Raw genomic sequence first — 23,715 nt, 5'->3', positions numbered from 1 at the left:
TCAGCCTCGGTGGTCGACAGGCAGGCGCGGGCGATTGCGCACCGGTACCGGGATCGGCTGCGGCACCACCGGTGGCTCGAACAGGGCGCCGAGGCGCAGGAACAGGCGTACGATCAGGTCCATGATCTCCCTCAGCTTTGTGCAATGAAGATGGTGCCCAGCACGATGAAGCCGATGCCGGCGATGCGCATCGCGCTCAGGTCTTCGTGGAAGACGAAATAGGCGTAGGCCGCGACCACGACATAGGCGAGGCTCAGGAACGGGTAGGCGTAGCTGATCTGCACCTTCGAGAGCACGATCAGGTGCGAGGCCATGCTGACGACGAAGGTGCACAGGCCCGCGAAGACGAACGGATTGAAGACGATGCGGAAAACCGTCGCGATCAGCCCATCACCGGCAACGTTCAGCGAGCCGACACCGGTCATGCCGCGCTTCAGCATCAGTTGCGCGGCGGCGTTGGTCAGCACCGTGAACAAGATCAGGGGAAGATAGGCGTTCATGGTGGCGCTTGCCGGCTCCGCATGGCTTTTGTCGCCCACCGGAATGCAGCCGAAAACACTTCAAATACCTTAGGGGCAGGGATCGACTTGATCGTAGCGTTAAGCGGACCCTGACGCGATCGATGAAAATCGCAGGCGATCCTTCCTGCCAGCAATGGACCGGCGGCAGGCTAGGCTCGCACGCGATCCACTCAGCGGATGCCGATCATGCCCCTTCCCAATCGCGTCAGGCCCGATGGCTCGCTCTTCGCCGATCCGGCGCGCGGCACCTTCTACGGCAACCGCGGCGGCCGCTTTCACGACCCGACGGCGCATGAGGTTCCGACGCGCATCCAGGCGACACGGCAGTGGCTTTGCTGCGTCCTCTCGTTCAAGGGGCGCAAGCGCAAGGTCTGGGGCCGCGGCTATACCGAATTATTCTTCTGCGACGAGGTGACGGCGCTCGCGGCCGGGCACCGCCCCTGCATGGAATGCCGGCGCCAGGACGCGCTCGCCTATCGCGCGGCGCTGGTGCAGGGCCTCGGCCTTCCAGAGACGCCGCTCTTCCCCGAGATCGACCGCATCCTCGATGCCGATCGCCTCGACGGCCGGACGAAGCGCACGCACCGCCTGCCGGCCGAGCCATTGCCTGCTGGCGCGATGCTGCTCTCCGGCGACGGAACCGGTTTCCTGGCATTGCGCAGCGCGTCCGCGCTGCTCTGGTCCCCCAGCGGTTATGTCGACCAGCGCGAGCGTCCGACCGGCCTCGTCACCGTGCTCACCCCGCCTGCCACGCTCGCCGCCATGCAGCACGGCTACCGCCCAGAATGGCACCCGAGCGCCGAAGCTTTTGGCGAAGCCTGACGCCAGGCCGGCAGGAACTTTCCCCCTCGGAAGAGCGTTGCCGCAGCATCATCGTTCCAAACGGGGGCTGAGAAAATGCGTTCCATCGTCCTGTGGCTTGTAGGCGTTCCGATCCCGATCATCATCCTGTTGTGGTTCTTCATGAAGTAGCGTGCGGTTGCGTCGCGTGGAGAAGGCCGGGCCCTGCGCCCGGCCTTTTCGTTTCGCGGTGCTTCCCGCCATGAACTGACAGGCGATCATGCTTTCCCCGCATGACCCTGCCATCGTAACCACGCAACGGCTCCCCTATATGCCGCCCATGTCAGACACGTCCTCGCCGATCATCTCGGTCTCCGGCCTCTCGAAAACCTACGATTCCGGCTTCAGCGCGCTGAAATCGATCGATCTCGCCATCAGGCGTGGCGAGATTTTCGCCCTGCTCGGCCCCAACGGCGCCGGCAAGACGACGCTGATCAGCATCATCTGCGGCCTGGTCCGGCCGAGCACCGGCACGGTCACGGCCGATGGCAACGACATCGTCAGCGACTACCGCTCCGCCCGTTCGGCCATCGGCCTGGTGCCGCAGGAACTGACGACGGACGCTTTCGAGACGGTGTGGTCGACGGTCAACTTCAGCCGCGGCCTCTTCGGCAAGCCGCGCGACCCGGCCCTGATCGAGCGCATCCTCAAGGACCTCTCGCTCTGGGAGAAGAAGGACAGCCAGATCCGCATGCTCTCGGGCGGCATGAAGCGGCGCGTCATGATCGCCAAGGCGCTCTCGCACGAGCCGCGCATCCTCTTCTTGGACGAGCCGACCGCGGGCGTCGATGTCGAGCTGCGGCAGGACATGTGGCGGATGGTCCGCCGCCTCCGCGACGAGGGCGTCACCATCATCCTGACAACGCATTACATCGAGGAGGCCGAGGAGATGGCCGACCGCGTCGGCGTCATCTCCAAGGGCGAGATCATCCTGGTCGAGGAAAAGGCCGAGCTGATGCGCAAGCTCGGCAAGAAGCAGCTCTCCCTCCAGCTCCAGCAGCCGATCACCGCCGTGCCGGAGGCGCTCGCGAGCTTCGATCTCAGGCTCTCGGCCGCGGGCGACGAGATCGTCTACACCTACGATACCCAGGCCGAGCGCACCGGCATCACCACCTTGCTGCAGGGCCTGGCCGAGGCCGGAATCCGCTTCCGAGACCTCAGCACGAGCCAGAGTTCGCTCGAGGATATCTTCGTCAGCCTGGTCAAGGAGCGCCGCTGATGACCGGCCTGAATCTTCACGCGATCGCCGCGATCTACCGCTTCGAGATGAACCGCACCTGGCGCACCCCGCTCCAGAGCATCGTCTCGCCGGTGCTCTCGACCTCGCTTTATTTCATCGTCTTCGGTGGGGCGATCGGCTCGCGCATGCAATCGGTCGAAGGCGTGCCCTATGGCGCCTTCATCGTGCCCGGCCTGATCATGCTCTCGCTGCTGACGCAGAGCATCGCCAACGCCTCCTTCGCGATCTATTTCCCGAAATTCACCGGCACGATCTACGAACTGCTTTCGGCCCCCGTCGCCTGGTGGGAGGCCGTGATCGCCTATGTCGGCGCCGCCGCGACAAAATCGATCCTGCTCGGGCTGATCATCCTGCTGACCGCCGCTTTCTTCGTGCCGCTCCGGATCGAGCATCCCGCGATGATGCTGCTCTTCCTCGTGCTGACGGCGACGACCTTCAGCCTGTTCGGCTTCATTATCGGCATCTGGGCCGACGGTTTCGAGAAACTGCAGGTCATCCCGCTCTTGATCGTGACGCCGCTCGCCTTCCTCGGCGGCTCCTTCTACTCGATCTCGATGCTGCCGCCCTTCTGGCAGACGGTGACGCTGTTCAACCCGGTGGTCTACCTGATCAGCGGCTTCCGCTGGAGCTTCTACGGCCTCGCCGATGTCAGCCTCGGCATCAGCCTGGGCATGACCCTGTTCTTCCTCGCCGCCTGCATCGCCACCGTCGGCTGGATCTTCAAGACGGGCTACCGGCTGAAGAACTGAACGCGGATCACAATTGACTTCCGCCCCCCTTCCGTCTTCATGCGCGCCATGACCGATCTTTCGACAATTGAAGCGTCCGCGGCCTCCGCCGCGCCGCATGCGCGCCGGCGCACCTTCGCCATCATCTCGCACCCGGACGCGGGCAAGACGACGCTGACCGAGAAGCTGCTCTATTTCGGCGGCGCCATTCAGCTCGCCGGTGAAGTGCGCGCCAAGCAGGGCCGCCGCCAGACCTCCTCGGACTGGATGAAAATCGAACGCCAGCGCGGCATCTCGGTCGTCACCTCGGTGATGACCTTCGAATATGGCGGGCACGTCTTCAACCTGCTCGACACGCCGGGCCACGAGGACTTCTCGGAAGACACCTACCGGACGCTGACCGCCGTCGACGCCGCCGTCATGGTGATCGACGCCGCCAAGGGCATCGAGGACCGCACCAAGAAGCTGTTCGAGGTCTGCCGGCTGCGCGACATCCCGATCGTCACCTTCATCAACAAGGTCGATCGCGAGACGCGCGATCCCTTCGACCTGATCAACGAGATCGAGACGACGCTGGCGCTCGACGTCGCGCCGATGACCTGGCCGGTCGGCCGCGGCCGCGAATTCGTCGGCACCTACGACCTCAAGGCTAATACCTTCCGCCGCAATCAGAAGGGCGACGAGCGCGCCGAGGACCGCCAGGTCTCCGGCTGGGACGATCCGCTCTTCGACGAGTTGCTGCCGCATGGCGCCGCCGAGACCTGGCGTGAAGAGGTCTTCCTCGCCGCCGAGGGGTTGAAGCCTTTCGACCTCCAAGCCTTCCGCGAGGGCCATCTGACGCCGCTCTATTTCGGCGCGGCGCTCCGCGACTACGGCGTGCGCGACCTGATCGATGCGCTGGGCCGCTATGCCCCGAGCCCGCGCGCGCAACCTTCCGACAAGCGCCTGATCGAGGCGGGCGAGCCGAAGATGACCGGCTTCGTCTTCAAGATCCAGGCGAACATGGACCCGAACCATCGCGACCGCATCGCCTTCATGCGCATCTGCTCGGGCAAGCTCTCCCGCGGCATGAAGGCCAAGCTCGTCCGCACCGGCAAGCCGATGCCGCTCAACGCGCCGCAATTCTTCTTCGCCCGCGACCGCTCGATCGCCGAGGAAGCCTTCGCCGGCGACATCGTCGGCCTGCCGAACCATGGCACCTTGCGCATCGGCGACACGCTGACCGAGGGCGAGGATATCGTCTTCAAGGGCGTGCCGAGCTTCGCCCCGGAAATCCTGCGCCGCGTCAAGCTCAAGGACGCGATGAAGGCCAAGAAGCTGCGCGAGGCCCTGCAGCAGATGGCCGAGGAAGGCGTCGTGCAGCTCTTCCTGCCGCATGACGGCGCGCCCGCCATCGTCGGTGTCGTCGGCGCCCTCCAGCTCGACGTGCTCAAGGAGCGCATGGACGTCGAATACTCGCTCCCGGTCGATTTCGAGCCCTGCCAGTTCTCGATCGCGCGCTGGGTCTCCGCGGACGACAAGGCGGCACTGGAGAAATTCGTCGGCCTCAAGCCCTCCTCGATGGCCGACGATCTCGACGGCGATCCGGTCTTCATGGCGTCCAGCCAGTTCACGCTGAAATACGATGCCGAGCGCGCGCCCGGCATCACCTTCTCGGACGTGAAGGACTACCAGAAGGTCACGAAGGGCTGAGGCCACCACTCGGGCGTCATGCTCGCCCTCGTGGCGAGCATCCACGTCTTGAACGCAGCCCTCGCCAATGAAGACGTGGATGGTCGGGACAAGCCCGACCATGACCGAGCAGATGCGGCCGCTGTGACAGCCGCCTCACCCCTCCCCCGCGAATCCCAGCGGGATCGCCGAGGTCGATTTCAGCTCCTCCATCGCGAACATCGAGGTCACGTCGCTGAGATCGATGCGCGAGATCAGCTTCTTGTAGAGCGCGTCATAGGCCGCGATATCCGAGACGCAGGCCTTGAGCAGGTAGTCGATCTCGCCGCTCATCCGGTAGAAATCGACGATCTCCGGAAGGTCCTGCACGGCGGCATGGAAGCGCTCCAGCCATTCCATCGAATGCCTGGCCGTTCGGACCGCGATGAAGACGGTGACGCCGGCCTTGAGCTTGTCGCGGTCGAGCAGGGCGACGCGGCGCTTGATATAGCCGCCCTCCTCCAGCTTCTGCACCCGCCGCCAGCAGGGCGAGGATGAGAGCCCCACCGCCTCCGCGAGTTCAGCCAGCGGCAGGCTCGCATCCTCCTGCAATCGCGCCAGGATGCGCAGGTCGAACGCGTCGAGCTTGGCCATGATACCTCGGGGAATCCGGAATCAACTTCCTTCCGGGGAAGTGAAGCCGAGAGGAATTTCCACATATAATTCCATACTGGGCATTATTTTCCAATCGAGGATAAATATTCTCCATCTCCGCAAACCTCTGCCTCCGCCTGTCCCGTATCATTCCCAAACTGATCGAAAGGGAATGGCATGCAGGGTTTTCTCAGCGAAGAGCGGCGCGGCGCCGTGTTGCGCAATCTGCGGACCGATGCCGGCACGCAGACGCGCGACTACCTGAGCGCCGCCCGCGAGGTGCTGCAGGAGCTCGTCGCCATGCCCGACCTGGTCCAGCGCCTGCCGCTGGAGCGCAAGCCCGGCTGCTACAGCCGCAACCTGCTCGCGGGCAACGACGCCGTCAGCGTCTGGGCGATCGTCTGGGGCGAAGGCTCGGCGACCTCGATCCACGACCACCATTGCTCCTGCTGCTTCGGCGTCGTCTCCGGCACGGTCACCGAGACCTGGTATCGCGCCATCGACACCAACCGCGCCGTCCAGACCGAGGAGCAGGAGCGCCAGCCGGGCTATGTCGCCTGCATGCTGCCTTCAGGCCCGAACATCCACCGCATGCGCAATTTCGGGCCGGGCGAGGCGATCTCGATCCATATCTACGGCTTCGACCACGAGGTCCACGCCTCCTCGATCGAGACCGAATACACCGCCGTCAGCGGCTGAGCTTTTCGCGCCGGGCAATCTTATCCCCGGCTTCGCGGCAGCGGCGATGATGCCCTCCTCATCGGGAGGGCATTTTCATGTCGATGCGCGCGATCGGAACCTGGATCGGTCTGAACCACACGGCCGAGCCAAGCCTGGCCGTAACCCGCGAACGCCTGCTGCGCCTCGCGCCTTCCGCCAATACGGCGATCGTTGCCGGCATTGCCGAGCGCTTCGATGACCTGGCCGCTGACCACGCGCTTACGACGCGATTGCGCATCTGCCATTTTCTGGCGCAGGCAGCGCACGAAACTGACGGCTTCCGCACGCTCGAGGAATATGGCGGGCCCGCCTATTTCATCCGCTACGAAGGCCGACGCGACCTCGGCAACACGCAGGCCGGCGACGGCATCCGCTACCACGGCCGCGGCATCTTCCAGCTCACCGGCCGGGCGAATTATCGTCGCTTCGGTCAGTTGCTCGGCATCGACCTGGAGGCCGAGCCCGAGCGGGCGAAGGAGCCCGAGACTTCGCTGCGCGTCGCCTTCGCCTATTGGACCGAGCGCGCCATCAACGCAGCCGCCGATGCCGACGATAGCGAGCGCGTGACGAAGCTGATCAATGGCGGTCGCAACGGACTGGCGGAGCGCGCGCGCTACCTCGCAAAGGCGAAAGAGATCTGGCTGTGAGGGCGTTATCTCCGCAGCCAGAATGAGCGAGCCGACGCTCGTCACGCCCTGCCCCGGAAAAGTTCCATGAGAAGCGGGAATGCCCGCTGGTGCAGACCGCATGTCTGAAGCAGGCACACCGCCTTGCGAGGCGTCCGGCAGCGCCCCATCATCAAATCATGACGACGCTGCCCCAGACCTCGACCGATCATCGCCCGCCTCTCTGGGCGGCGCTGGCCATCACGATCCTCCCGGTGGTGGCGGCGTCGATCGCCGGCAGCGCCGCGACCGTGCCGCAAATCCCGACCTGGTATGCCGGCCTCGTCAAACCGCCTTTCAACCCGCCGAACTGGATTTTCGCGCCGGTCTGGACAGCGCTCTATGCGCTGATGGCGCTGGCCGTATTCCGCATCCTGCGCCTGCCGGTCGGCACGCCCGGGCGCCGGCGCGCGCTGCTGGTCTATCACCTGCAGCTTCTGTTCAATATCGGCTGGTCCTTCGCCTTCTTCGGCGCCAACAGCCCGGTGGCCGGCTTGGCCGTCATCCTGCCGTTACTCGTCCTGATCGTGGCGACGATCGCAGCCTTCCGCCCGCTCGACCGCTTGGCCTCCAACCTGCTCTGGCCCTATCTGGCCTGGGTCGCTTTTGCGACGCTGCTCAACGCCTCGATCTGGTGGCTCAACCGCTAGAGACTGAACTCAACCGATCGAGCGCTCGATCACCTTCAGCACGGTCGCGCGCAATTCGGCGATGGTGAAGGGCTTGGCCATCACCTCGGCGACGATCGATTCCAGGCTTTTCGCGCGCTCGCGCTGCTCGGCATAGCCGGTCATCAGCATGATCGTCAGGTCCGGAAACTGCTGCTTGGCCGCGAGCGCCAGGGCGATACCGTCCATCAGCGGCATGCGGATATCGGTCAGGAGCAGGTCGAAACGGCCCTGCTCGGCAACAAGGATATCGAGCGCCTCGGCTCCGTCCGACGCCGTCAGGCAGCTATGTCCATCGAGACCAAGGCCGCGCGCGACAAGCATGCGCAGCGGCTCCTCGTCATCGACGACCAGAATACGCGACATGAAGACTCCTCAGATCCCCGGAAACCCGGCCTGGTCCTCGGTCTCGACCACGCCGACGAAGGGCAGCTGCCGATAGGAATGGGCAACGTCCATGCCGTAGCCGACCACGAAATAATCCGGGCATTCGAAGCCGACATAATCCGCCTGGATGTTGACCGCCCGCTTGTGCGGCTTCTCCAGCAGCACCGCGGTCGACACCTTCGCGGCGCCGCGCGCCGCCAGCAGATCCTTGGCGAAGGCCAGCGTCCGGCCGGATTCGAGGATGTCGTCGACCAAGAGCACGTCGCGGTCGCGCACTTCGCTCTGGACGTCGCGCAGGATCTCGACCTGGCCGGAGGAAACGGTTCCCGAGAGATAGCTCGACAGATGGATGAACTCGACCTGGGGCGAGAGCCCGACGCGATGCATCGCCCGGATCAGGTCGGCGGCGAACATGAAGCTGCCCTTCAGGACGGCGACGACGAGCAGGTCCTTCGGCGCGCTGGCTGCGATGGCCTCGGCCATTTCCTCGTTGCGCCGCGCGATCGCCGCTTCGTCGTAGAGAACCCTGATACGCCGTTCCGGCATGATGACTCCGTTTCGATATCCGGCCGCAACCGGCCTCGCATAACGCCGATGCGCCGAAGGCCTGATGAGGCGATGATGTGTGGACACCTCCGGCTGCTGGGCCGGCCCGGTCGACAGGCCTGTCCTAGCAGCCTCAGGGCTTGCTGGCGAGATTGGCCATAGTTGCAGCCGAGGTGAAGCGCACCCTGACCGACTGTCCCTGCTCAGGCGGCGAGGCCAGCCGCGCCCGGAAGCGGATGAGTTCGGCCGGCTCCAGATTCGCGCGCGGCGGTTCGGTCGTCCAGGTGTAGAGCGTCGCGCCGCCGGCATCCTTGACCGCAACCTCGATCAGCGGCACCGCCGTCTTGCTCCTGGTGATATTGGTGACATCGCCCTCGACCACGAGAAAGCGGTTCTGCCCGTCCTCGACGAGGCCGCTTTCGATGGAGCTGAGGCTGAGGCCCCGGACGTTGACGGGCATCCCGATCGTCTCGAACAGGCCCGCAAGCTGCGGCGCGACGCGGACCGCGGCCTGGCGCTGCCAGACCACGGTACCGAGCAGGGCCAGCCCCGCGAGCGCCGCGGCAGCCGGCAGCCCGGCTCCCCCGCGACGCAGGAAAGGGCCCGATATCCTGCGCGGCTTGCCGGAGGACCTGGCCCGGCGCATCGGCGCTGCGACCGGCAACTCCTCTACGGAAGAGGGATGCTCCGAGCCATGCTCCCCGCCAGCCTCGGCGGCGAGGGCTGTGATTTCGGCATCGATCGCGGCGGCACGCTCCAGCTCCTCGGCGAGCAGAGCCTGGGTCTCGGCCTCGCTGGGAGGCTCCGGGAAGGCACCGGGCTCGACATGCCACGAGGTCCTGCAGCCGGCGCAGCGCACCTTGCGCCCTTCCGGCCCCAGTTTGGCCGCGTCGAGTTCATACTGGCTCGCGCAGGATGGGCAGACGATCAGCATGAGTGCGAGCCTACTCCTTCAAGGGCGCCGCATGACGGCAGCCGTTGCGCGCAATTCAGTTGGCGGGATTCATGGTTAACGCCCCGTGAAGAATCTCTGGGGCAATCTGTCCGCATCACGACCTTTCCGCGCGCGACGGCTTGCGGTGTAGGATCGGATGCGGATTCGCAAAAGACAGGTTCAGCGAGGAAGACCGTTTGGTTCGGTTCGAGAATGTCGGCCTGCGTTACGGCATGGGCCCGGAGGTGCTGAAGGACATCAACTTCAGCATCGAGCCGCGCTCGTTCCAGTATCTGACCGGCCCCTCCGGCGCCGGCAAGACGACACTGATGCGCCTCATCCTGATGGCGCTGAAGCCGACGCGCGGGCTGGTCAACCTGTTCGGCCAGGACGTCTCGCGGCTCGATCCGGACACGCTCACCGCCTTCCGCCGCCGCATGGGCGTGGTCTTCCAGGATTTCCGCCTGCTCGACCACCTGACCGTCTACGAGAACGTCGCGCTGCCGCTGCGCGTCCTCGGCAAGGAGGAAGCGAGCTATCGCGCCGAGGTCGTCGAGCTGCTGCGCTGGGTCGGCCTCGGCGAGCGCATGCATGCCGTCCCGCCTGTTCTCTCAGGCGGCGAGAAGCAGCGCGCCGCCATCGCGCGCGCCCTGATCAGCCGGCCCGAACTCCTGCTCGCCGACGAGCCGACCGGCAATGTCGATCCCGGTCTCGGCCGGCGCCTGCTGCGGCTGTTCATGGAGCTCCAGTCGCTGGGCACCGCCGTCATCATCGCGACCCACGATCTCAACCTGATGGAGATCTACGACGCGCCGCGCCTCGTGCTGGCCGATGGACATCTCCATGTCGACGCCTGAAGCCAGCGACCGGGAGCCCGGACGGCGGCCGCGCGGCCTGCCTGCCAATCTCCGGCGGGACCAGCCACTCGTCCCGATCGACAATGTCGCCGGCCGCGCGCTGATGGCCGTGATCGCCATCCTCACCTTCCTGGCCGCGCTGAGCGCCGGTGCCGCCGTCCTCGCCGCGCGCGCTTCCGACCAGTGGCGCGGCGCCATCTCCAACGAGATGACCATCCAGGTCCGCCCCGATTCGCACCGCAAGATCGACGACGACGTGGCGCGCGCCGTCATGCTGGCGAGCGGGCTGAAGGAGGTCGAAAGCGTCCGCGCCGTGCCGAAGGCCGAATCGGACAAGCTGCTCGAACCCTGGCTCGGCACCGGGCTCGATCTCGTCGAGTTGCCGGTCCCGCGTCTCATCGTGCTGAAGCTGAAGGCCGACGCCGCTTCCGATCTCGCCGGCTTCGGCGCGGAGCTGCGCCGCGAGGTACCGACCGCGACGCTGGACGACCACCGGCTCTGGGTCAGGCGCCTCTCTGCCATGGCCGGAACCATCATCGCCACGGGCTTCGCGATCGTCCTGCTCGTCCTGACGGCGGCGGCGCTGGCCGTCGCCTTCGCCACGCGCGGCGCCATGGCCGGCAGCCGCGACAGCGTCGAGGTCCTGCATTTCGTCGGGGCCAATGATGATTTCATCGCGCGGGAATTCCAGAGCCGCTTCATCCGGCTTGGCCTCAGGGGCGGGCTCTTCGGCGGCCTCGCCGCCATCGTCACGATCGGCGTGCTCGGCTTCATCGCCTCGCGCTGGAGTGCCACGCCGGAAGCGGAGCAGCTGCAGGCCCTCTTCGGCGCCTTCGAGATCGGCTGGACCGGCTACGGAGCGGTCATCCTCGTCGCGCTGGTCGTCGCGGTGATCGCCGGGCTGGTCTCGCGCTTCACCGTGCGCCGCCACCTGAGGATGCTGGCATGAGCATCCCGCTGGCTTCATGGCGGCAACCAGGTCTTAACGCATGCGGCAAGACCGGACAGGGGCCTGCCGCTGTTATGCCCGATTGGCGCGCTAGGACGGCGACGTCATGGCCATGATCGGCAGCACAAACGACCATCTCGCGATGGCGCCTTCCGATTCCGCGCCCCGGAGGGACATGCCCGCGCGATCGACCTCGCTCCGCCGCGTTCTCGGGTTGACGGCGGCTGCCATCGCTTGCGCCGGCGCCCTGCTCTTGGGCATCGGCTATATCCGCTTCGCCGCGATGATCGATGCGCGCGAGCCGGCAAGCACACCGCGCACCGATGCGATCGTCGTCGTCACCGGCGGCGCCCAGCGCATCGGCGATGCCATCGGCCTGCTCGGCGCCGAGCGCGGGGAACGCCTGTTGATCAGCGGCGTCAACGAGAAAACCGGCCGTGAGGAGCTCGCCAAACTGAACCCCGCCTCGCGCGACCTGCTCTCCTGCTGCGTCGACCTCGACTATCGCGCCCGCAATACCATCGGCAACGCCATCGAGGCCCGGCGCTGGGTCCGCCGCCACGGCTTCCGCTCGCTGCTCGTGGTGACCTCGAATTATCACATGCCGCGCACCCTCGTCGAATTCGCTCATGCGATGCCGGGCGTCCAGCTCGTTGCCCACCCGGTCGTGACCGAACATGTCGACACCTCCGGCTGGTGGAACCGCTGGTCGGTCGTCAGGATGCTCGCGCCGGAATATGCGAAATACCTCGTCGCGCGCCTGCGCAGCCTCGTCGAAAGCGATCCGGAGACCTCGCGTCTCTCGGTGATCATCGGCGGCCGCAAGCCGGTTTCGCCGAAGCCCGCCGATACGCTCGGCCCCGCCGCCGAGAAGCGCTCCCGCCTTCTGGAGCAGCATCGCCACGAAGGTTGAGGCCGAACCGATAGCCAGAGCTTGACCGGAAGCGCGTCTCAGGCTCATTGCGCAGCATGCTCGTCCTGCGCTCCCTCGCCTTCAACATCCTGTTCTATGCCAATCTCACCCTCTGGCTGATCTTTGGTGTCCTGCCTGCCCTGCTTCTGCCGAAGCGCGCGATTCTGGCGGTTGCGATCGGCTGGGCCCACTCGGCGCTGTGGCTGATGCGCGTCGTCGCCGGCACGCGCTGCGAGATCACCGGCATCGAGAACGTTCCGCAGGGCGGCCTGATGGTCGGCGCCAAGCACCAGTCCTTCCTGGAGACCTTCGCGCTGGTCACGGTCTTCCGCAATCCGGTCTTCATCCTCAAGCGCGAACTGACCTGGATCCCGGTCTTCGGCTGGGCCCTGACGAAGATGCGGATGATCCCGGTCAACCGCGGAGCGCGGGCCCGCGCCCTGTCCGACGTCACGCGCCGCGCCAAGATCGAACTCGGCCAGAACGGCCGTCAGCTGCTGATCTTTCCGGAAGGCACCCGCCGGGCGCCCGGTGCCCCGCCGGACTACAAATTCGGCGTCGCCCATCTCTATGGCGAGCTCGGCGTGCCCTGCGTGCCGGTCGCTCTGAACACCGGTCTCTACTGGCCCCGCCGCAAGTTCCTGCGCCGCCCCGGCACCGTCCGCATCGAGATCCTGCCGCCGATCGAACCGGGGCTCAACAAGGCGACCTTCCAGCGCACCCTGCAGGAACGCGTCGAGACGGCGAGCGACCGGCTCCTCGCCCAAGGCCGCGCCGAGCTTGCGGCGCGCGGGATGGACCCGCTCGCCAACTCCTGACACTCCCTGACAGCATCCCGCAGGCCGAAACGCGGTTTCGCTTCCGGCAGCGCTTGACTTATCCCCATGGTGTTCCCATTTTGTTCCTATCACAGGAGGAACGGACATGGCCGCTCTCGCCTATCGCTACACACCCGATCTGTTCGACGAGGCGCCCGCCGCCCGCGAAATGCCCCTGCGCAGCACCGCTGCGCTGAGCGAACGACGCTTCACCGCCTGGCGCGGCCGCTCTGGCCGCCGCTATGTCGCCTCGGTCTTCGCCGTCGACGACACGCATGCGCTGGGCTTCACCGATGCGGTCCTGCTCGCGGTCTCCAGCGATCGGCGTGTCATCGCCGCCCGCGACTCCGGCCCCTTCGGCATCGAAGCCGCGCTCGGCCGCTGGCAGCGCTCGATCATGGCCGCCGGCGCCTGCGAGATCCATGTCCACCTGCTCGCCGAGGACGGGATGAGCCGCCGTGCCGCCCTGCTTGACCTGATGCCGGAAGCGAACCCGGAAGGCTGAAGCCTTCCGGACCAAGCCGCCGGAATCGTCATTGCGAGCGCAGCGAAGCAATCCAGGGGGACTGGGTTCTAACGCGTCAGCCCCATCCCCCTGGATTGCTTCGTCGCTTCGCTCCTCGCAATGACGGCGCAAACCTTTTCGACGAACGTTCCTCAACCCGCCAGCGGCGGATGCGGCGCGCCGAGGCCTGGCGCCAATTGCTGGGCCAATCCGGCCAGGACCGGATCGAAAATGCCCATCTTGCGCAGATGCTCATGCGTCTGCAGCACGTAGTCGGGGTTCTCACCGGACTGGCCCCTGCCCTCGCGAACGAGCTTGAGCAACTGCGCCGGCGGCAGCTTGCCGGCATATTGCAGGTGCTTGCGGTCGGCGACATAGACGATCCCGCGCACCTGCCGGCCATCCTCCAGTTTGAGCTGGACGTGGCGCTCGAGATAGACCGCCGTCGCCTGCTCGCGCGCCCGGAGATAGTCCACGGTCTCCTGCGCCTGCCCGGCCGCGACGCGGAAGGCGAGACCGCGGCAGACCCCGCCGCGATCGAGCCCCAGCACCAGCCCCGGCCGCTCCGGCGTGCCGCGATGCACATGCGAGAACACGCAAAGCGAGCGGTGATAGCCGTGGAGGCGGGCCTGCACGCTCTCCTCGAAAGCGAAGCCCGGCCGCCAGATCAGCGAGCCGTAACCGAAGACCCAGAGATCGGTCGCGCCGAATTCGGTCGTCATCCTCGTCCCATAATTTGGCCGCGTCGGCCTGCTTGCTGAGCTTGCCGTTTCGGTCGGGTCGCTTGCTCTGGCGCCTTCCCGTCCGGCGAGCTAAACCATCGGGCCGAAGAGCGTCATCCGCTTTTCGAGCAAATCCGGTGCCACGCCAACGTGATAGACCGCCCGGCAAAGCCGTCCGGGCGATCTAGCGATCCGCCCGCCTCCGCGCAAGGAATGCCTGCCGCATGACCGATCCCCTCCCGACGCGCCGCCGCAGCCGCTTCTGGCTCTACGGGCCTTTCATGCTGCTTGTCGTCCTCGCCGCCGCCTGGTCCGCCTTCTGGTTCTATGCGCGTGGCCGCATCGCGACCGAGATCGACGTCGCGCTGGCGCGCGAGGCCGAGCGCGGCCGCACCTGGACCTGTGCCGACCGCAGCATCGGCGGCTTCCCCTTCCGCATCGAATTGCGCTGCAACGCGCTGACCCTGACCTCGACCCGCTGGGGCGATGCGGTGCGCGTCGAGACGGGGCCGACCGTCGCAGTCGGCCAGATCTATTCGCCCGGCCTCGTGATCCTCGAAGTGTCGAGCCCGGCGAAGGCGCTCCTGCCGGAAGGCCGCGCGCTCGACCTGACCTGGAAGAGCCTCGATGCCAGCTTTGCCTGGCGCAGCCCGGAGCGCTTCGCGCTCGTCGCCAGCGAGCCGCGCGGCGTGCTGACGACGCCCGGCCTCACCGCCGAGAACTGGGGCGCCGCCACGCTCGAAGCGCATCTGCGCCGGAACCCGGCCCGGCCCGCAACCGATCAGGCCGTCGACATCGCCATCACCGCCAAGGGCACGATCCTGCCGCCGATCGATGCCCTGCTCGGCAACACGGAAGCCGGCGAGATCGACCTGCAGGCGACGCTCACCCAGGCCGAGAGCTTCCGCAACGGCTTCAACCCCGATGCGCTCGAGAGCTGGCGCGCCGCCAACGGGACGTTCGATTTGACCCGCCTGGTCTCGACCAAGGGCAAGGCCCGCGTCGACGGCAGCGGGCAGTTGCTGCTCGATCCGTTGCACCGCGTCGCCGGCGACCTCCAGTTGGCGGCGGCCGGCATAGAGCAGATCGGCGGCTTTCGCATCGGCAACCTTCTGGGCGGCCTCGGTGGCTTCCTCGGCGGGCGCGGCGGCAACACTGCCACGGCGCCGGGCCTGACCACCCTGCCTCCGGTCTCGCTGCGCGAAGGCCGGGTCTTCATCGGCCCGTTCCGCCTGCCGCTCCAGCCGCTACCGCCGTTGTACTGACAAAAAGGGGCGCCTCGCGGCGCCCCTTCAAACTCTCGCTAGCGAAACCGGTCAGGCCGCTGGCAGGGCCGCGCGCGGCGCCTCGATGCGGGTGATCGCCTTCTTCACGGCCTCCTGCACCTTCTCGAAGGCGCGGACCTCGATCTGGCGCACGCGCTCGCGCGACACGCCGAACTCCTCGGAGAGCTGCTCCAGGGTGATCGGGTCCTCGGCCAGGCGGCGCGCCTCGAAGATGCGCCGCTCGCGCGGATTGAGCACCTCAAGCGCCTCGCGCAAAGCCGAGTGGCGGTTGTCAGCCTCCTCGGAATCGGCGAGGCGGCGCTCCTGGCTTTCCGAATCGTCGACGAGCCAGTCCTGCCACTCGCCCTCGCCATCCTCGCGCAGCGGCGTGTTCAGCGAAGCGTCGCCGCCGAGGCGGCGGTTCATGTCGACGACATCCTGCTCGTTGACGCCGAGCTTGGTCGCGATCTGCTTGACCTGATCCGGGCGAAGATCGCCTTCACCCAGCGCCGAGATCTTGCTCTTGGCCTTGCGCAGGTTGAAGAACAGCTTCTTCTGGTTGGCGGTCGTGCCCATCTTCACCAGCGACCACGAGCGCAGGATGTATTCCTGGATCGAGGCCTTGATCCACCACATCGCATAGGTGGCCAGCCGAAAGCCCTTCTCGGGCTCGAAGCGCTTCACCGCCTGCATCAGGCCGACATTGCCTTCCGACACGACCTCGCCGATCGGCAGGCCGTAGCCGCGATAGCCCATGGCGATCTTGGCGACGAGGCGCAGGTGCGAAGTCACGAGCTGGTGCGCCGCATCGCGGTCGCCATGCTCGCGCCAGCGTTTGGCCAGCATGTATTCCTGGCTCGGTTCCAGCATCGGGAACTTGCGGATTTCATCGAGATAACGTGACAGTCCGCCTTCGGCGGACAGGACGGGCAGCGAAGCACTCGCCATGCTCGTTCTCCTCATCGAGGCCCCCGCTTGGCGGCAGGCCCTCCGCGCGATCAACCTTCGCGCAGGCTTCGGATTCGGCAATACGATCCAACGCGGGAACCTGTCATCGGTTCGGTCGGAACGCTCGCTTGCGGCGCCCCCTTGGCCATCCGCATCCGAACAGCCCCAGTATATGCGAACTCACTCTGGCGGAAAGGTGGCAAAACCGCCGGATTCGCTCACAGCCTCGCGAGTGCTGCTTGCAGATTCGCAAAATCCTCGGGCGGCTCGGATTCGAACAGCATCTCTTCGCCGCTGGCGGGATGCTCGAAACCGAGGATCGCCGCATGCAAAGCCTGCCGGCCGAGCGCGGCCAGCGCTGCCTGCGCATCTGCAGGCAGACGAACCGCCTTGGTGGCGAAACCCGAACCGTAGAGCTGGTCGCCCAGCAGGGGATGGCCGATATGGCTCATATGCACGCGGATCTGATGCGTGCGCCCGGTTTCCAGACGGCATTCGATCAGGCTCGCCAGCGGTTCGGTCTCGTCGAGGCCTTTCAGCAGGGGCGGATAGCGCTCGACCAGTTCGATATGGGTGATCGCCTCGCGCCCACGCCCCTCCTTCACCACGGTCATCTTCTCGCGGTTGCGGGTCGAGCGCTCGATCGGCGCGTCGATCGTGCCCTCGCGCAGGCGCGGCACGCCCCAGGCGATGGCGAGATAGGCGCGCTGGAGCGGCCCGGTGCGGCCATGATCGGCGAATTGCTTGGCGAGCTTGTGATGCGCCCGGTCGTTCTTGGCGACGACGAGCAGGCCGCTGGTGTCCTTGTCGAGCCGGTGCACGATGCCCGGCCGCCTGACGCCGCCGATGCCGGAGAGGCTCTCGCCGCAATGGGCAATCAACGCGTTGACCAGCGTGCCGTCCTCATGCCCGCCGGCCGGGTGGACGACGAGCCCCGCCGGCTTGTCGATGACGATCAGGTGCTCGTCCTCGTAGACGACATCGAGCGGGATATCCTGCCCGATCGGGTCGGCCGGCTTCGCCGCCGGCATGACCAAGGCGATCGTGTCGCCTTCGACCACCTTGCGGCTGCCGTCGCTGAAGACGGCGCCGTTGAGGCTGACCCCGCCTTCCTTGATGACCTGCTGCAATCGGGCGCGCGAAATCTCGCCGGCGAGCAGGGTGAGCGCCTTGTCCAGCCGCTGGCCGGCCTGCTCGGCGCCGACCGTCAGAGTCACAGTGGCATTCGGATCGAGAACGGATGTCATTGCGCCGCTATAAGGCGCATGGCTGCCCGCCGCACGCCTTTTCCGCTCAGCCGAACAGCCTGAAGCCGCTCTTCTTTGGCTCTGGCGGCGGCTCCTCCTCCGGTCCCGGATCGTCGGGCGCGTGCGAAACCGGGAAGATCACCGGCTTGGGCGGCGTTGTCTCGCGCGCAGCGGCTGGCTTGGCCTCGGCCGGTTTGGCTTCGACGGGCTTCACAGGTTCCGCAACCGCTTCCAACGGCTTCGGCTCGACAACCGGCTTCGGCTCCTCCTTCGGAACCGGCGGCGCAGCGGCCACGACCGGCTCCGGCTTGGGCTCTTCCTTCGGCACAGGCGGAGGCGGCGGTGCAACGGCCGTGGGCTCGATCGTCGTGACGCTCTCGGCCTTCACCTCGATCAGCTTGGTCGAATCGTCGAGATCGGCCAGCACGTCGTCGACGGCTTGCGCCTTGTTGCCGAGCGTCGCCGGCGGGACCGTCCAGACGAAGGCGTCGAGCCGGCCGGTGATCGGTGAGACCGGCATCCAGTGGTCGGAAACCAGTCCGTCCGCCACCCAGGCAGCGTCGCGCGGCGCCCGTGTCGCCCGCGCCAGCCATTCGCGCACGCGGCCGGCCGCACCATGCTCGGCATCCTCCAGCTCGGCCATCAGCAGGCAGGCACGCACCGAGGCACCGCCAGCCAGCAAAGGCTTCAGCGTCTCGCGCGCCTTCTGGAACTCGCGCGCCTGGATCGCGGCGCCGGTCAGTGCCAGCACGCTTTCCGGATCGGAGGGACGCAGCTTCGTCAGTGTCGTCGCTCGGGCAAGGCGGTCGAGCGCGCTGTCTCCCGGCCGCGCATCGAGATAGGCGGCGGCGATATCGGGATGCGGCGCATCCTTCCAGGCCGCCTCCAGCAGCTTCGAGGCCTTGCGGACATCGCCGCGCTCGGCGAGCATCCGGCCGGCCAGGGCAGCGGCCGGCGTCAGGGCCGGCGAGAGCTTGACCGCCTCGAGCGCCGCGGCGAGCGCCTTCTCGGGCTCATGCTCACGCGCCTGCAAGGCCTCGGCCGCCAGCAGCACGGCGCGCTGGCGACGGGCCTCTGCCTTGTCGGCGAGCCTCAGCGCAGCGCGGCGCTCGACCGCGGTGCGGGCCGCCTGCCAGTCGCCGGCCTGCGTGTGAAAATCCAGCAGCGCGTCATTGGCCCAGGCCAGCGAGGGCGAGCGGCGCACCGCATCATCGGCGAAGGCGCGCGCGGCGGTGACGTCACCGCGCCGCTTCGCCTCGACGAAGAGCCCGCGCAGGCCCAGCACCCGCGTCTCGGATTTCTCCAGCATCGCCTTGAAGGCGGCCTCGGCCTGCGCCCGGTCGCCGCTCAACTGGGCGGTCTGCGCCTCCAGTAGCAGAGTCAGCGGCTCGCCCGGAACGAAACGGCGCGCCTCGCCGGTATAGCGCCCGGCGGCGATCGGATCGCCCGCGCCGATCGCGACCATGCCGCGCGACACCGCCTCGAAGCCGCGTGCCCGGCGCCGTGACCGCGAAGAGAGACTGAAGGCCGAAGGCAAACCGAAGACGAAGCGAAAGATCGCCCAGACCAGCAGGACGAGAAAGGCAAGCGCGACGACGCCGATCGCGGCCAGCGCGACGCTGGTCTCGACCCGGTAGCCCTGCCAGAGGACGGAAACCTCTCCCGGCCGGTCGGCGAGCCAGACGGCGCCGAAGGCAAGGCAGGCGAAGACGGCGAGGTAGACGAGAACGCGAACCATGGACTCCTCAACCCTCCGTCAACCGGCCGCGCCGAGCGCCGCGACCGCATCCTGCGCGATTTTGGCGATCGCCGCATCCGCCGCGGCACGCTTCTGCAGATCGGCGCCGAATTCCGCACTGGCACGGCGCGCCGGCTCCGGCAACTGGCCCCACAACGCCGAAGCCTTGACGATGTCGCCGGCGGCGATGGCACCTTCGATCCGGAGCGGCAGCGTCGCGGGATCGGTCGAGCCGCTGTCGCCGACCGGGCGGACCGTGACGACGCGGCTCGCCAGGGCGAGCAGCTTGTCGGTCCAGCTATCGGACGCCGGCATCACCTCGCGCTGGAACATCGCGCCATGCTTGCGGAAGCCCGCCTGCAGGGCCTCGCGCGTCGGCGCACCGCCTGAAGAAACAGCCGCCAGGGCGGCGACATCCGCCTGCGCCACGCCGCTTTTCGTCAACGCCGCGATATCGCCGGCGAAGGGGCGCCCGCCGGCGAGAGCGCGCTGTACCCGTTCGGCCAGCACGATCCGCGCCGCCGCCATCGCCTCCGGACTGGCGCCCGATGCCGCCTTGGCCTGCGTCTCGACGCTGCCGAGCCGCCCCGCGATCTGGTCGAGGCGCTGGCCGACGGCCGCAGCCGCCGCTTCGGCCCTCTGGGCCTGAGCGCTGAAGGCGCTGGTATCCGGGGCCTGTACATTGCCGAGCGAAGCGAGCTTCGCCGTCACTGCCTGGAGTTCGGAGCCGGCCTTGGCCGCCGCTTCCGTCGCAGAGGCCGCCTTGCGGTCGGCTGCCGCCGCACTCGCTTGCGTGGCCTCCAGCCGGTTGCGCAATTCAGCGATAGCCTCGACGTTACCGGAAGGAGCGGGCTTGGTCAGCGCATAGCTGACGAGTGCCCCGCCGATCACGCCACCGACGAGTCCGGCCGCGATCACAGCGAGCCAGGGCGTGCGGGCCGGCGCCTCGCGTTCGGCAGGCGCACGCGTCGGCTCGACCGGTGGCGGCGCGAATTCCTGCGGCAGAGCTTCGGTCGGCGCCACCGCTTCCGGCGACGGCTTCGCGGGCTCCGCCGCCTCGGCCGGTTCGTCCGACGACGAGACCACCTTGAGATCGACGGTCGGCGGCGTGCGCTGCAGGCTGCCGCGCGGCTCCGGCCGGGCGGCATCGATCAGATGCTCGCGCGCCGAGACCTGCTCCAGCGCCGCCAGCATCCCGGCTTCCTCCGGATGCTCCGCGACCAGCACCGTGCTGGCACCGGCCGAGATCAGGGGCGAGGCGACATCGGCCGACAGCGTGACATGGGTGAGTTCGAGCGCCTCGTCGGCAACGCCGGCCGCCTGGGCCAGCGCAATGAAGGTCCGCGCGCCGCGCGCCGAATAATGCAGGGCCGCGCCTCCGCCGCCATGCCGCAGCGCGGCTTGCATATCCTCGGGCAGGACGGAGACGGGCTCGGCCGCATAGGCGGTCCAGAGCGTCACCTCGTAGCCGGCCTCGCGCAGACGGTCGGGCACGTCCTCCTTGCGGTCGCGACCGACGATCATGAGGAGCTTCGCCGGCACCGGCAGCGTCCGCCGAATCAGCTCGATCAGGTCGTTGCGGTCGCCATCGGCGCTACGGGTATCGTCCAGCCCGGCCTCGCGCACCTTCGCGGCCGTACGGCTTCCAACGGTGAAGACCGGCAGGTCCCGCCAGGCGATCGATCCATCCGCCAGCGCCGGCACGCCATTGCCGCTGGTCAGCACGATCGCATCGAACGCCCCCTCGGGCGCGGCATCGGTCAGGCGGACGACCTCGAAGAGCGGCGCGACGACCGGCTCGAAGCCGTGCTCGGCGATGGCGCGGGCGGTCCGTTCGGCATCGGGGCGGGGACGAAAGACGAAGACGCGCATTCACAGCTCCTGACAAAACCGGCGGCGCCCGCAGGACGATCCGCGAACCGTGCAGCAATTTGCGATCATGCCGCATTGAGGCGGAACGATGATCCTGCCCATGCCGTCTCCTTTTCCTCGTCTCGTCGCCCTGACCGCAGAACCGCCTCTTGTGACGGGCCTCTTGGCCTTGCGCCCCCTCGCGCACTATACGAAGGAATTGCCGGCACGGAACCGTCGGGCGCCGTTGCTTGATCCTGATCCCTCATTCCGCGAGACAAGTCGACCGATCATGCGTGTACTGGGGATAGAGACGACCTGCGACGAAACGGCAGCCGCGATCGTCTCCGTCGAGCGTTCCGGCGAAAGCAAGATCCTGTCGAACGAGGTGCTGAGCCAGATCGCCGCACATGCGGCCTATGGCGGCGTGGTGCCGGAAATCGCGGCGCGCGCCCATGTCGAGGCGATCGACCGCATCATCGCACGCGCCTTCGCCAATGCCGAATTGAAGCCGGATGAGATCGACGCCGTCGCGGCGGCTGCCGGCCCCGGTCTGGTCGGCGGCGTCATGGTGGGCTTGACCGCCGGCAAGGCGATCGCGCTCGCGACCGGCAAACCCTTCATCGCGATCAACCATCTCGAAGCGCATGCGCTGACGGCCCGCCTCACCGACGATCTCGCCTTCCCCTATCTGCTGCTGCTCGTCTCCGGCGGCCACACCCAATTGCTCGCCGTGCGCGGCGTCGGCGACTATCTCAAGCTCGGCGGCACGATCGACGACGCCGTCGGCGAGGCCTTCGACAAGATCGCCAAGATGCTCGCCCTGCCCTATCCCGGCGGTCCCTCGGTCGAGCGCGAGGCGGCCAAGGGCGATCCCGAGCGCTTCGATTTCCCGCGCCCGATGCAGGGTCGGCCGAGCCCGGATTTCTCGCTCTCCGGCCTGAAGACCGCCGTGCGCCTCGTCGCCGAGCGGATCGCGCCGCTCTCCGACAATGACGTCGCCGATCTCTGCGCCTCCTTCCAGGCGGCCGTCGTCGACGTGATGGTGGACCGCACCCGCGCCGGCCTGCGCGCCTGCCGCGAAGCCGGCATCACGCCCTCGACGCTGGTCGTCGCCGGCGGCGTCGCCGCCAACCAGGCGATCCGCAGCGGGCTCAATCGTCTTGCGACCGAAGCCGGCCTGCCGATGGTCGCCCCACCGCTGGCGCTCTGCGGCGACAATGGTGCGATGATCGCCTGGGCGGGGTTGGAACGGCTGCGGCTCGGCCTCGTCGACGACATGGCCGCGGTCGCCCGTCCGCGCTGGCCGCTGGACGAACTCTCGGCCACCCCGTCGACCGCCGCATGAGCTCTCGCGCTCGCTATCGCAGCATCGGCGTGGTCGGCGCCGGCGCCTACGGCACCGCGCTGGCGCTCGCCGCCGCCCGTGCCGGTCACGATGTCCGGCTCTGGGCCCGCGATGGCGTGACCATCGAGGCCATCGAGCGAACACGGCAGGCGCCGCGACTGCCCGGGATCGACCTGCCCGAGAGCATCCACGCGACCGACCTGCTCGCAGCCCTTACCGATTGCGACGCCCTGATCGTCGCGGTGCCGACGCAAGCCTTGCGGTCGGCCTGCGAGCATCTGGCGGAAGCCCTGCCGCCGCGCGTGCCGGTGATCTCCGCCGCCAAGGGCATCGAGCAGGCGAGCGGCCGTTTCGCGACCGAGATCATCGAGCAGGCGTGGCCCGGTGCTACGGCAGCGATCCTCTCCGGCCCGAGCTTCGCCGCCGATATCGGGCGCGGGCTGCCGACGGCCGTGACGCTCGCGGCCGGCGATTCCGATCTGGCGCAGGCGCTGGCCGAAGCGCTGAGTTCGCCCGCCTTCCGCATCTACCATTCCGCCGACATCCGCGGCGTCGAGATCGGCGGCGCAGCCAAGAACGTGCTCGCGATCGCGGCCGGCATCACGATCGGACTGGGCTATGGCGAGAGCGCCCGCGCCGCTCTGGTGGCGCGCGGCTTCGCCGAACTGCGCCGCTTCGGCGAGGCCTATGGCGCCGATCCGGAAACGCTGATGGGCCTGTCCGGTCTCGGCGATGTCGTGCTGAGCTGCGCCTCGCCGCAATCGCGCAACTTTTCTTATGGATTGGCCCTGGGCCAGGGCAAGAGCCCGGTGGAAGCGGCCGGCGGTAAATTGGCCGAGGGCGCCTTCACCGCCCCGGCGCTGGTCGAAATGGCGCGGGCGAAACAGGTCGAGACCCCGATCGCCGCGGCCGTGGCCGCGATCATCGCCGGCGATGTCGGCGTCCGCGACGCGGTCGCTGCCTTGCTGGCGCGACCGATCCGGGCGGAATGACGGAGGAAA

26 protein-coding genes are annotated in these 23,715 nt (G+C 67.7%); 15 read left to right on the top strand and 11 right to left on the bottom strand.

Annotation, left to right across the window (positions count from 1 at the left end; translation table 11 throughout):
- Entirely contained in the window at positions 1-123 is a 123-nt protein-coding gene (locus tag ASE61_RS27445; protein ID WP_274532899.1) for a hypothetical protein, read from the bottom strand.
- Positions 124-131: 8 nt separating this feature from the next.
- Entirely contained in the window at positions 132-500 is a 369-nt protein-coding gene (locus ASE61_RS22090; protein ID WP_061970740.1) for a transporter, read from the bottom strand.
- A 207-nt stretch (positions 501-707) separates the two neighbouring features.
- Between ASE61_RS22090 and ASE61_RS22085 the strand changes: the two genes are divergently transcribed.
- The 4 genes from ASE61_RS22085 (at position 708) to ASE61_RS22070 (ending at position 5,021) form a co-directional block, all read left to right on the top strand.
- Positions 708-1,343 carry a hypothetical protein gene (locus tag ASE61_RS22085; protein WP_082617649.1) on the top strand — a complete coding sequence of 212 codons (636 nt, stop codon included), beginning with the start codon at positions 708-710 and terminating at the stop codon, positions 1,341-1,343.
- Positions 1,344-1,632: 289 nt separating this feature from the next.
- Positions 1,633-2,580: an ABC transporter ATP-binding protein gene (locus ASE61_RS22080; protein WP_244492978.1), complete on the top strand. Its 948-nt coding sequence runs from the start codon at positions 1,633-1,635 to the stop codon at positions 2,578-2,580.
- 8 nt (positions 2,581-2,588) lie between these two features.
- Complete coding sequence (locus ASE61_RS22075; protein WP_061970738.1) at positions 2,589-3,350, top strand: ABC transporter permease; 762 nt, start codon at positions 2,589-2,591, stop codon at positions 3,348-3,350.
- Between the two features lie 48 nt (positions 3,351-3,398).
- Positions 3,399-5,021 (top strand): peptide chain release factor 3, encoded by a 1,623-nt coding sequence (locus ASE61_RS22070; protein ID WP_061970737.1) that lies wholly within the window; start codon positions 3,399-3,401, stop codon positions 5,019-5,021.
- 135 nt (positions 5,022-5,156) lie between these two features.
- On the opposite strand, the gene ASE61_RS22065 is transcribed toward ASE61_RS22070, so the two are convergent.
- Positions 5,157-5,633 carry an Lrp/AsnC family transcriptional regulator gene (locus ASE61_RS22065; RefSeq protein ID WP_061970596.1) on the bottom strand — a complete coding sequence of 159 codons (477 nt, stop codon included), beginning with the start codon at positions 5,631-5,633 and terminating at the stop codon, positions 5,157-5,159.
- 177 nt (positions 5,634-5,810) lie between these two features.
- Here ASE61_RS22065 and ASE61_RS22060 point away from each other — a divergent pair, with 177 nt between their 5' ends.
- From ASE61_RS22060 to ASE61_RS22050, 3 genes are all read left to right on the top strand, one after another.
- Complete coding sequence (locus tag ASE61_RS22060) at positions 5,811-6,332, top strand: cysteine dioxygenase (RefSeq protein ID WP_061970595.1); 522 nt, start codon at positions 5,811-5,813, stop codon at positions 6,330-6,332.
- Positions 6,333-6,409: 77 nt separating this feature from the next.
- The gene (locus tag ASE61_RS22055) at positions 6,410-7,000 is read left to right on the top strand and encodes a glycoside hydrolase family 19 protein (protein WP_061970593.1); all 591 of its coding nucleotides are present in this window, start codon (positions 6,410-6,412) and stop codon (positions 6,998-7,000) included.
- A gap of 158 nt (positions 7,001-7,158) precedes the next feature.
- Complete coding sequence (locus ASE61_RS22050) at positions 7,159-7,668, top strand: TspO/MBR family protein (RefSeq protein WP_061970591.1); 510 nt, start codon at positions 7,159-7,161, stop codon at positions 7,666-7,668.
- A 9-nt stretch (positions 7,669-7,677) separates the two neighbouring features.
- On the opposite strand, the gene ASE61_RS22045 is transcribed toward ASE61_RS22050, so the two are convergent.
- The 3 genes from ASE61_RS22045 to ASE61_RS22035 all read right to left on the bottom strand — a co-directional run bounded on the left by ASE61_RS22045 (position 7,678) and on the right by ASE61_RS22035 (position 9,553).
- Positions 7,678-8,052: a response regulator gene (locus ASE61_RS22045; protein WP_061970590.1), complete on the bottom strand. Its 375-nt coding sequence runs from the start codon at positions 8,050-8,052 to the stop codon at positions 7,678-7,680.
- A 9-nt stretch (positions 8,053-8,061) separates the two neighbouring features.
- Entirely contained in the window at positions 8,062-8,619 is a 558-nt protein-coding gene (gene hpt / locus ASE61_RS22040; RefSeq protein WP_061970588.1) for a hypoxanthine phosphoribosyltransferase, read from the bottom strand.
- 133 nt (positions 8,620-8,752) lie between these two features.
- Entirely contained in the window at positions 8,753-9,553 is an 801-nt protein-coding gene (locus ASE61_RS22035) for a zinc-ribbon domain-containing protein (protein ID WP_061970586.1), read from the bottom strand.
- A 233-nt stretch (positions 9,554-9,786) separates the two neighbouring features.
- Here ASE61_RS22035 and ftsE point away from each other — a divergent pair, with 233 nt between their 5' ends.
- The 5 genes from ftsE (at position 9,787) to ASE61_RS22010 (ending at position 13,595) form a co-directional block, all read left to right on the top strand.
- A complete protein-coding gene (ftsE, locus tag ASE61_RS22030) occupies positions 9,787-10,410 on the top strand; it encodes a cell division ATP-binding protein FtsE (protein WP_082617647.1) in 624 nt (207 codons plus the stop codon).
- Positions 10,397-11,359 (top strand): cell division protein FtsX, encoded by a 963-nt coding sequence (locus ASE61_RS22025; protein WP_061970734.1) that lies wholly within the window; start codon positions 10,397-10,399, stop codon positions 11,357-11,359. The genes ftsE and ASE61_RS22025 overlap by 14 nt, the downstream gene beginning before the upstream one ends.
- A gap of 175 nt (positions 11,360-11,534) precedes the next feature.
- Complete coding sequence (locus ASE61_RS22020; protein ID WP_082617646.1) at positions 11,535-12,272, top strand: YdcF family protein; 738 nt, start codon at positions 11,535-11,537, stop codon at positions 12,270-12,272.
- A 56-nt stretch (positions 12,273-12,328) separates the two neighbouring features.
- Complete coding sequence (locus ASE61_RS22015) at positions 12,329-13,090, top strand: lysophospholipid acyltransferase family protein (protein WP_061970585.1); 762 nt, start codon at positions 12,329-12,331, stop codon at positions 13,088-13,090.
- Between the two features lie 106 nt (positions 13,091-13,196).
- Complete coding sequence (locus tag ASE61_RS22010; RefSeq protein ID WP_061970583.1) at positions 13,197-13,595, top strand: hypothetical protein; 399 nt, start codon at positions 13,197-13,199, stop codon at positions 13,593-13,595.
- 152 nt (positions 13,596-13,747) lie between these two features.
- Here the strand turns inward: ASE61_RS22010 and ASE61_RS22005 are convergent, their stop codons facing one another.
- Positions 13,748-14,317 (bottom strand): gamma-glutamylcyclotransferase, encoded by a 570-nt coding sequence (locus ASE61_RS22005; RefSeq protein ID WP_061970581.1) that lies wholly within the window; start codon positions 14,315-14,317, stop codon positions 13,748-13,750.
- A 224-nt stretch (positions 14,318-14,541) separates the two neighbouring features.
- On the opposite strand from ASE61_RS22005, the gene ASE61_RS22000 reads away from it, so the two are divergent.
- On the top strand, positions 14,542-15,582 hold the full coding sequence (locus tag ASE61_RS22000) for a DUF2125 domain-containing protein (RefSeq protein WP_061970580.1): 1,041 nt from the start codon (positions 14,542-14,544) through the stop codon (positions 15,580-15,582).
- Positions 15,583-15,633: 51 nt separating this feature from the next.
- On the opposite strand, the gene rpoH is transcribed toward ASE61_RS22000, so the two are convergent.
- The 4 genes from rpoH to ASE61_RS21980 form a co-directional block, all read right to left on the bottom strand.
- Positions 15,634-16,530: an RNA polymerase sigma factor RpoH gene (rpoH, locus tag ASE61_RS21995; protein WP_061970578.1), complete on the bottom strand. Its 897-nt coding sequence runs from the start codon at positions 16,528-16,530 to the stop codon at positions 15,634-15,636.
- Between the two features lie 218 nt (positions 16,531-16,748).
- Positions 16,749-17,777 (bottom strand): RluA family pseudouridine synthase, encoded by a 1,029-nt coding sequence (locus ASE61_RS21990; protein WP_061970576.1) that lies wholly within the window; start codon positions 17,775-17,777, stop codon positions 16,749-16,751.
- Between the two features lie 46 nt (positions 17,778-17,823).
- The gene (locus ASE61_RS21985; RefSeq protein WP_061970574.1) at positions 17,824-19,515 is read right to left on the bottom strand and encodes a heme biosynthesis protein HemY; all 1,692 of its coding nucleotides are present in this window, start codon (positions 19,513-19,515) and stop codon (positions 17,824-17,826) included.
- Between the two features lie 18 nt (positions 19,516-19,533).
- A complete protein-coding gene (locus ASE61_RS21980; protein ID WP_061970573.1) occupies positions 19,534-21,387 on the bottom strand; it encodes a uroporphyrinogen-III synthase in 1,854 nt (617 codons plus the stop codon).
- A gap of 271 nt (positions 21,388-21,658) precedes the next feature.
- Between ASE61_RS21980 and tsaD the strand changes: the two genes are divergently transcribed.
- The gene (tsaD, locus tag ASE61_RS21975; RefSeq protein WP_061970571.1) at positions 21,659-22,714 is read left to right on the top strand and encodes a tRNA (adenosine(37)-N6)-threonylcarbamoyltransferase complex transferase subunit TsaD; all 1,056 of its coding nucleotides are present in this window, start codon (positions 21,659-21,661) and stop codon (positions 22,712-22,714) included.
- Positions 22,711-23,706 carry an NAD(P)H-dependent glycerol-3-phosphate dehydrogenase gene (locus ASE61_RS21970; protein WP_061970569.1) on the top strand — a complete coding sequence of 332 codons (996 nt, stop codon included), beginning with the start codon at positions 22,711-22,713 and terminating at the stop codon, positions 23,704-23,706. The genes tsaD and ASE61_RS21970 overlap by 4 nt, the downstream gene beginning before the upstream one ends.
- Positions 23,707-23,715 lie beyond the last annotated feature (9 nt).

Source organism: Allobosea sp. Root670 (genome assembly GCF_001429415.1).
In the GTDB taxonomy this organism is placed as follows: domain Bacteria; phylum Pseudomonadota; class Alphaproteobacteria; order Rhizobiales; family Beijerinckiaceae; genus Allobosea; species Allobosea robiniae.
This window is presented reverse-complemented; position numbering and strand designations above follow the sequence as displayed.

Coding starts and splice junctions, on each gene's coding strand:
- ASE61_RS21980 (WP_061970573.1), bottom strand. CDS start 21,387: ATGCGCGTCTTCGTCTTTCGTCCCCGCCCCGATGCCGAACGGACCGCC.
- ASE61_RS22090 (WP_061970740.1), bottom strand. CDS start 500: ATGAACGCCTATCTTCCCCTGATCTTGTTCACGGTGCTGACCAACGCC.
- tsaD (WP_061970571.1), top strand. CDS start 21,659: ATGCGTGTACTGGGGATAGAGACGACCTGCGACGAAACGGCAGCCGCG.
- ASE61_RS22005 (WP_061970581.1), bottom strand. CDS start 14,317: ATGACGACCGAATTCGGCGCGACCGATCTCTGGGTCTTCGGTTACGGC.
- ASE61_RS21985 (WP_061970574.1), bottom strand. CDS start 19,515: ATGGTTCGCGTTCTCGTCTACCTCGCCGTCTTCGCCTGCCTTGCCTTC.
- ASE61_RS22065 (WP_061970596.1), bottom strand. CDS start 5,633: ATGGCCAAGCTCGACGCGTTCGACCTGCGCATCCTGGCGCGATTGCAG.
- ASE61_RS21970 (WP_061970569.1), top strand. CDS start 22,711: ATGAGCTCTCGCGCTCGCTATCGCAGCATCGGCGTGGTCGGCGCCGGC.
- ASE61_RS22080 (WP_244492978.1), top strand. CDS start 1,633: ATGCCGCCCATGTCAGACACGTCCTCGCCGATCATCTCGGTCTCCGGC.
- ASE61_RS22085 (WP_082617649.1), top strand. CDS start 708: ATGCCCCTTCCCAATCGCGTCAGGCCCGATGGCTCGCTCTTCGCCGAT.
- ASE61_RS22060 (WP_061970595.1), top strand. CDS start 5,811: ATGCAGGGTTTTCTCAGCGAAGAGCGGCGCGGCGCCGTGTTGCGCAAT.
- ASE61_RS22035 (WP_061970586.1), bottom strand. CDS start 9,553: ATGCTGATCGTCTGCCCATCCTGCGCGAGCCAGTATGAACTCGACGCG.
- ASE61_RS21990 (WP_061970576.1), bottom strand. CDS start 17,777: ATGACATCCGTTCTCGATCCGAATGCCACTGTGACTCTGACGGTCGGC.
- ASE61_RS22025 (WP_061970734.1), top strand. CDS start 10,397: ATGTCGACGCCTGAAGCCAGCGACCGGGAGCCCGGACGGCGGCCGCGC.
- rpoH (WP_061970578.1), bottom strand. CDS start 16,530: ATGGCGAGTGCTTCGCTGCCCGTCCTGTCCGCCGAAGGCGGACTGTCA.
- ASE61_RS22070 (WP_061970737.1), top strand. CDS start 3,399: ATGACCGATCTTTCGACAATTGAAGCGTCCGCGGCCTCCGCCGCGCCG.
- ASE61_RS22055 (WP_061970593.1), top strand. CDS start 6,410: ATGTCGATGCGCGCGATCGGAACCTGGATCGGTCTGAACCACACGGCC.
- ASE61_RS27445 (WP_274532899.1), bottom strand. CDS start 123: ATGGACCTGATCGTACGCCTGTTCCTGCGCCTCGGCGCCCTGTTCGAG.
- ASE61_RS22045 (WP_061970590.1), bottom strand. CDS start 8,052: ATGTCGCGTATTCTGGTCGTCGATGACGAGGAGCCGCTGCGCATGCTT.
- ftsE (WP_082617647.1), top strand. CDS start 9,787: ATGGGCCCGGAGGTGCTGAAGGACATCAACTTCAGCATCGAGCCGCGC.
- ASE61_RS22010 (WP_061970583.1), top strand. CDS start 13,197: ATGGCCGCTCTCGCCTATCGCTACACACCCGATCTGTTCGACGAGGCG.
- ASE61_RS22015 (WP_061970585.1), top strand. CDS start 12,329: ATGCTCGTCCTGCGCTCCCTCGCCTTCAACATCCTGTTCTATGCCAAT.
- hpt (WP_061970588.1), bottom strand. CDS start 8,619: ATGCCGGAACGGCGTATCAGGGTTCTCTACGACGAAGCGGCGATCGCG.
- ASE61_RS22050 (WP_061970591.1), top strand. CDS start 7,159: ATGACGACGCTGCCCCAGACCTCGACCGATCATCGCCCGCCTCTCTGG.
- ASE61_RS22000 (WP_061970580.1), top strand. CDS start 14,542: ATGACCGATCCCCTCCCGACGCGCCGCCGCAGCCGCTTCTGGCTCTAC.
- ASE61_RS22020 (WP_082617646.1), top strand. CDS start 11,535: ATGCCCGCGCGATCGACCTCGCTCCGCCGCGTTCTCGGGTTGACGGCG.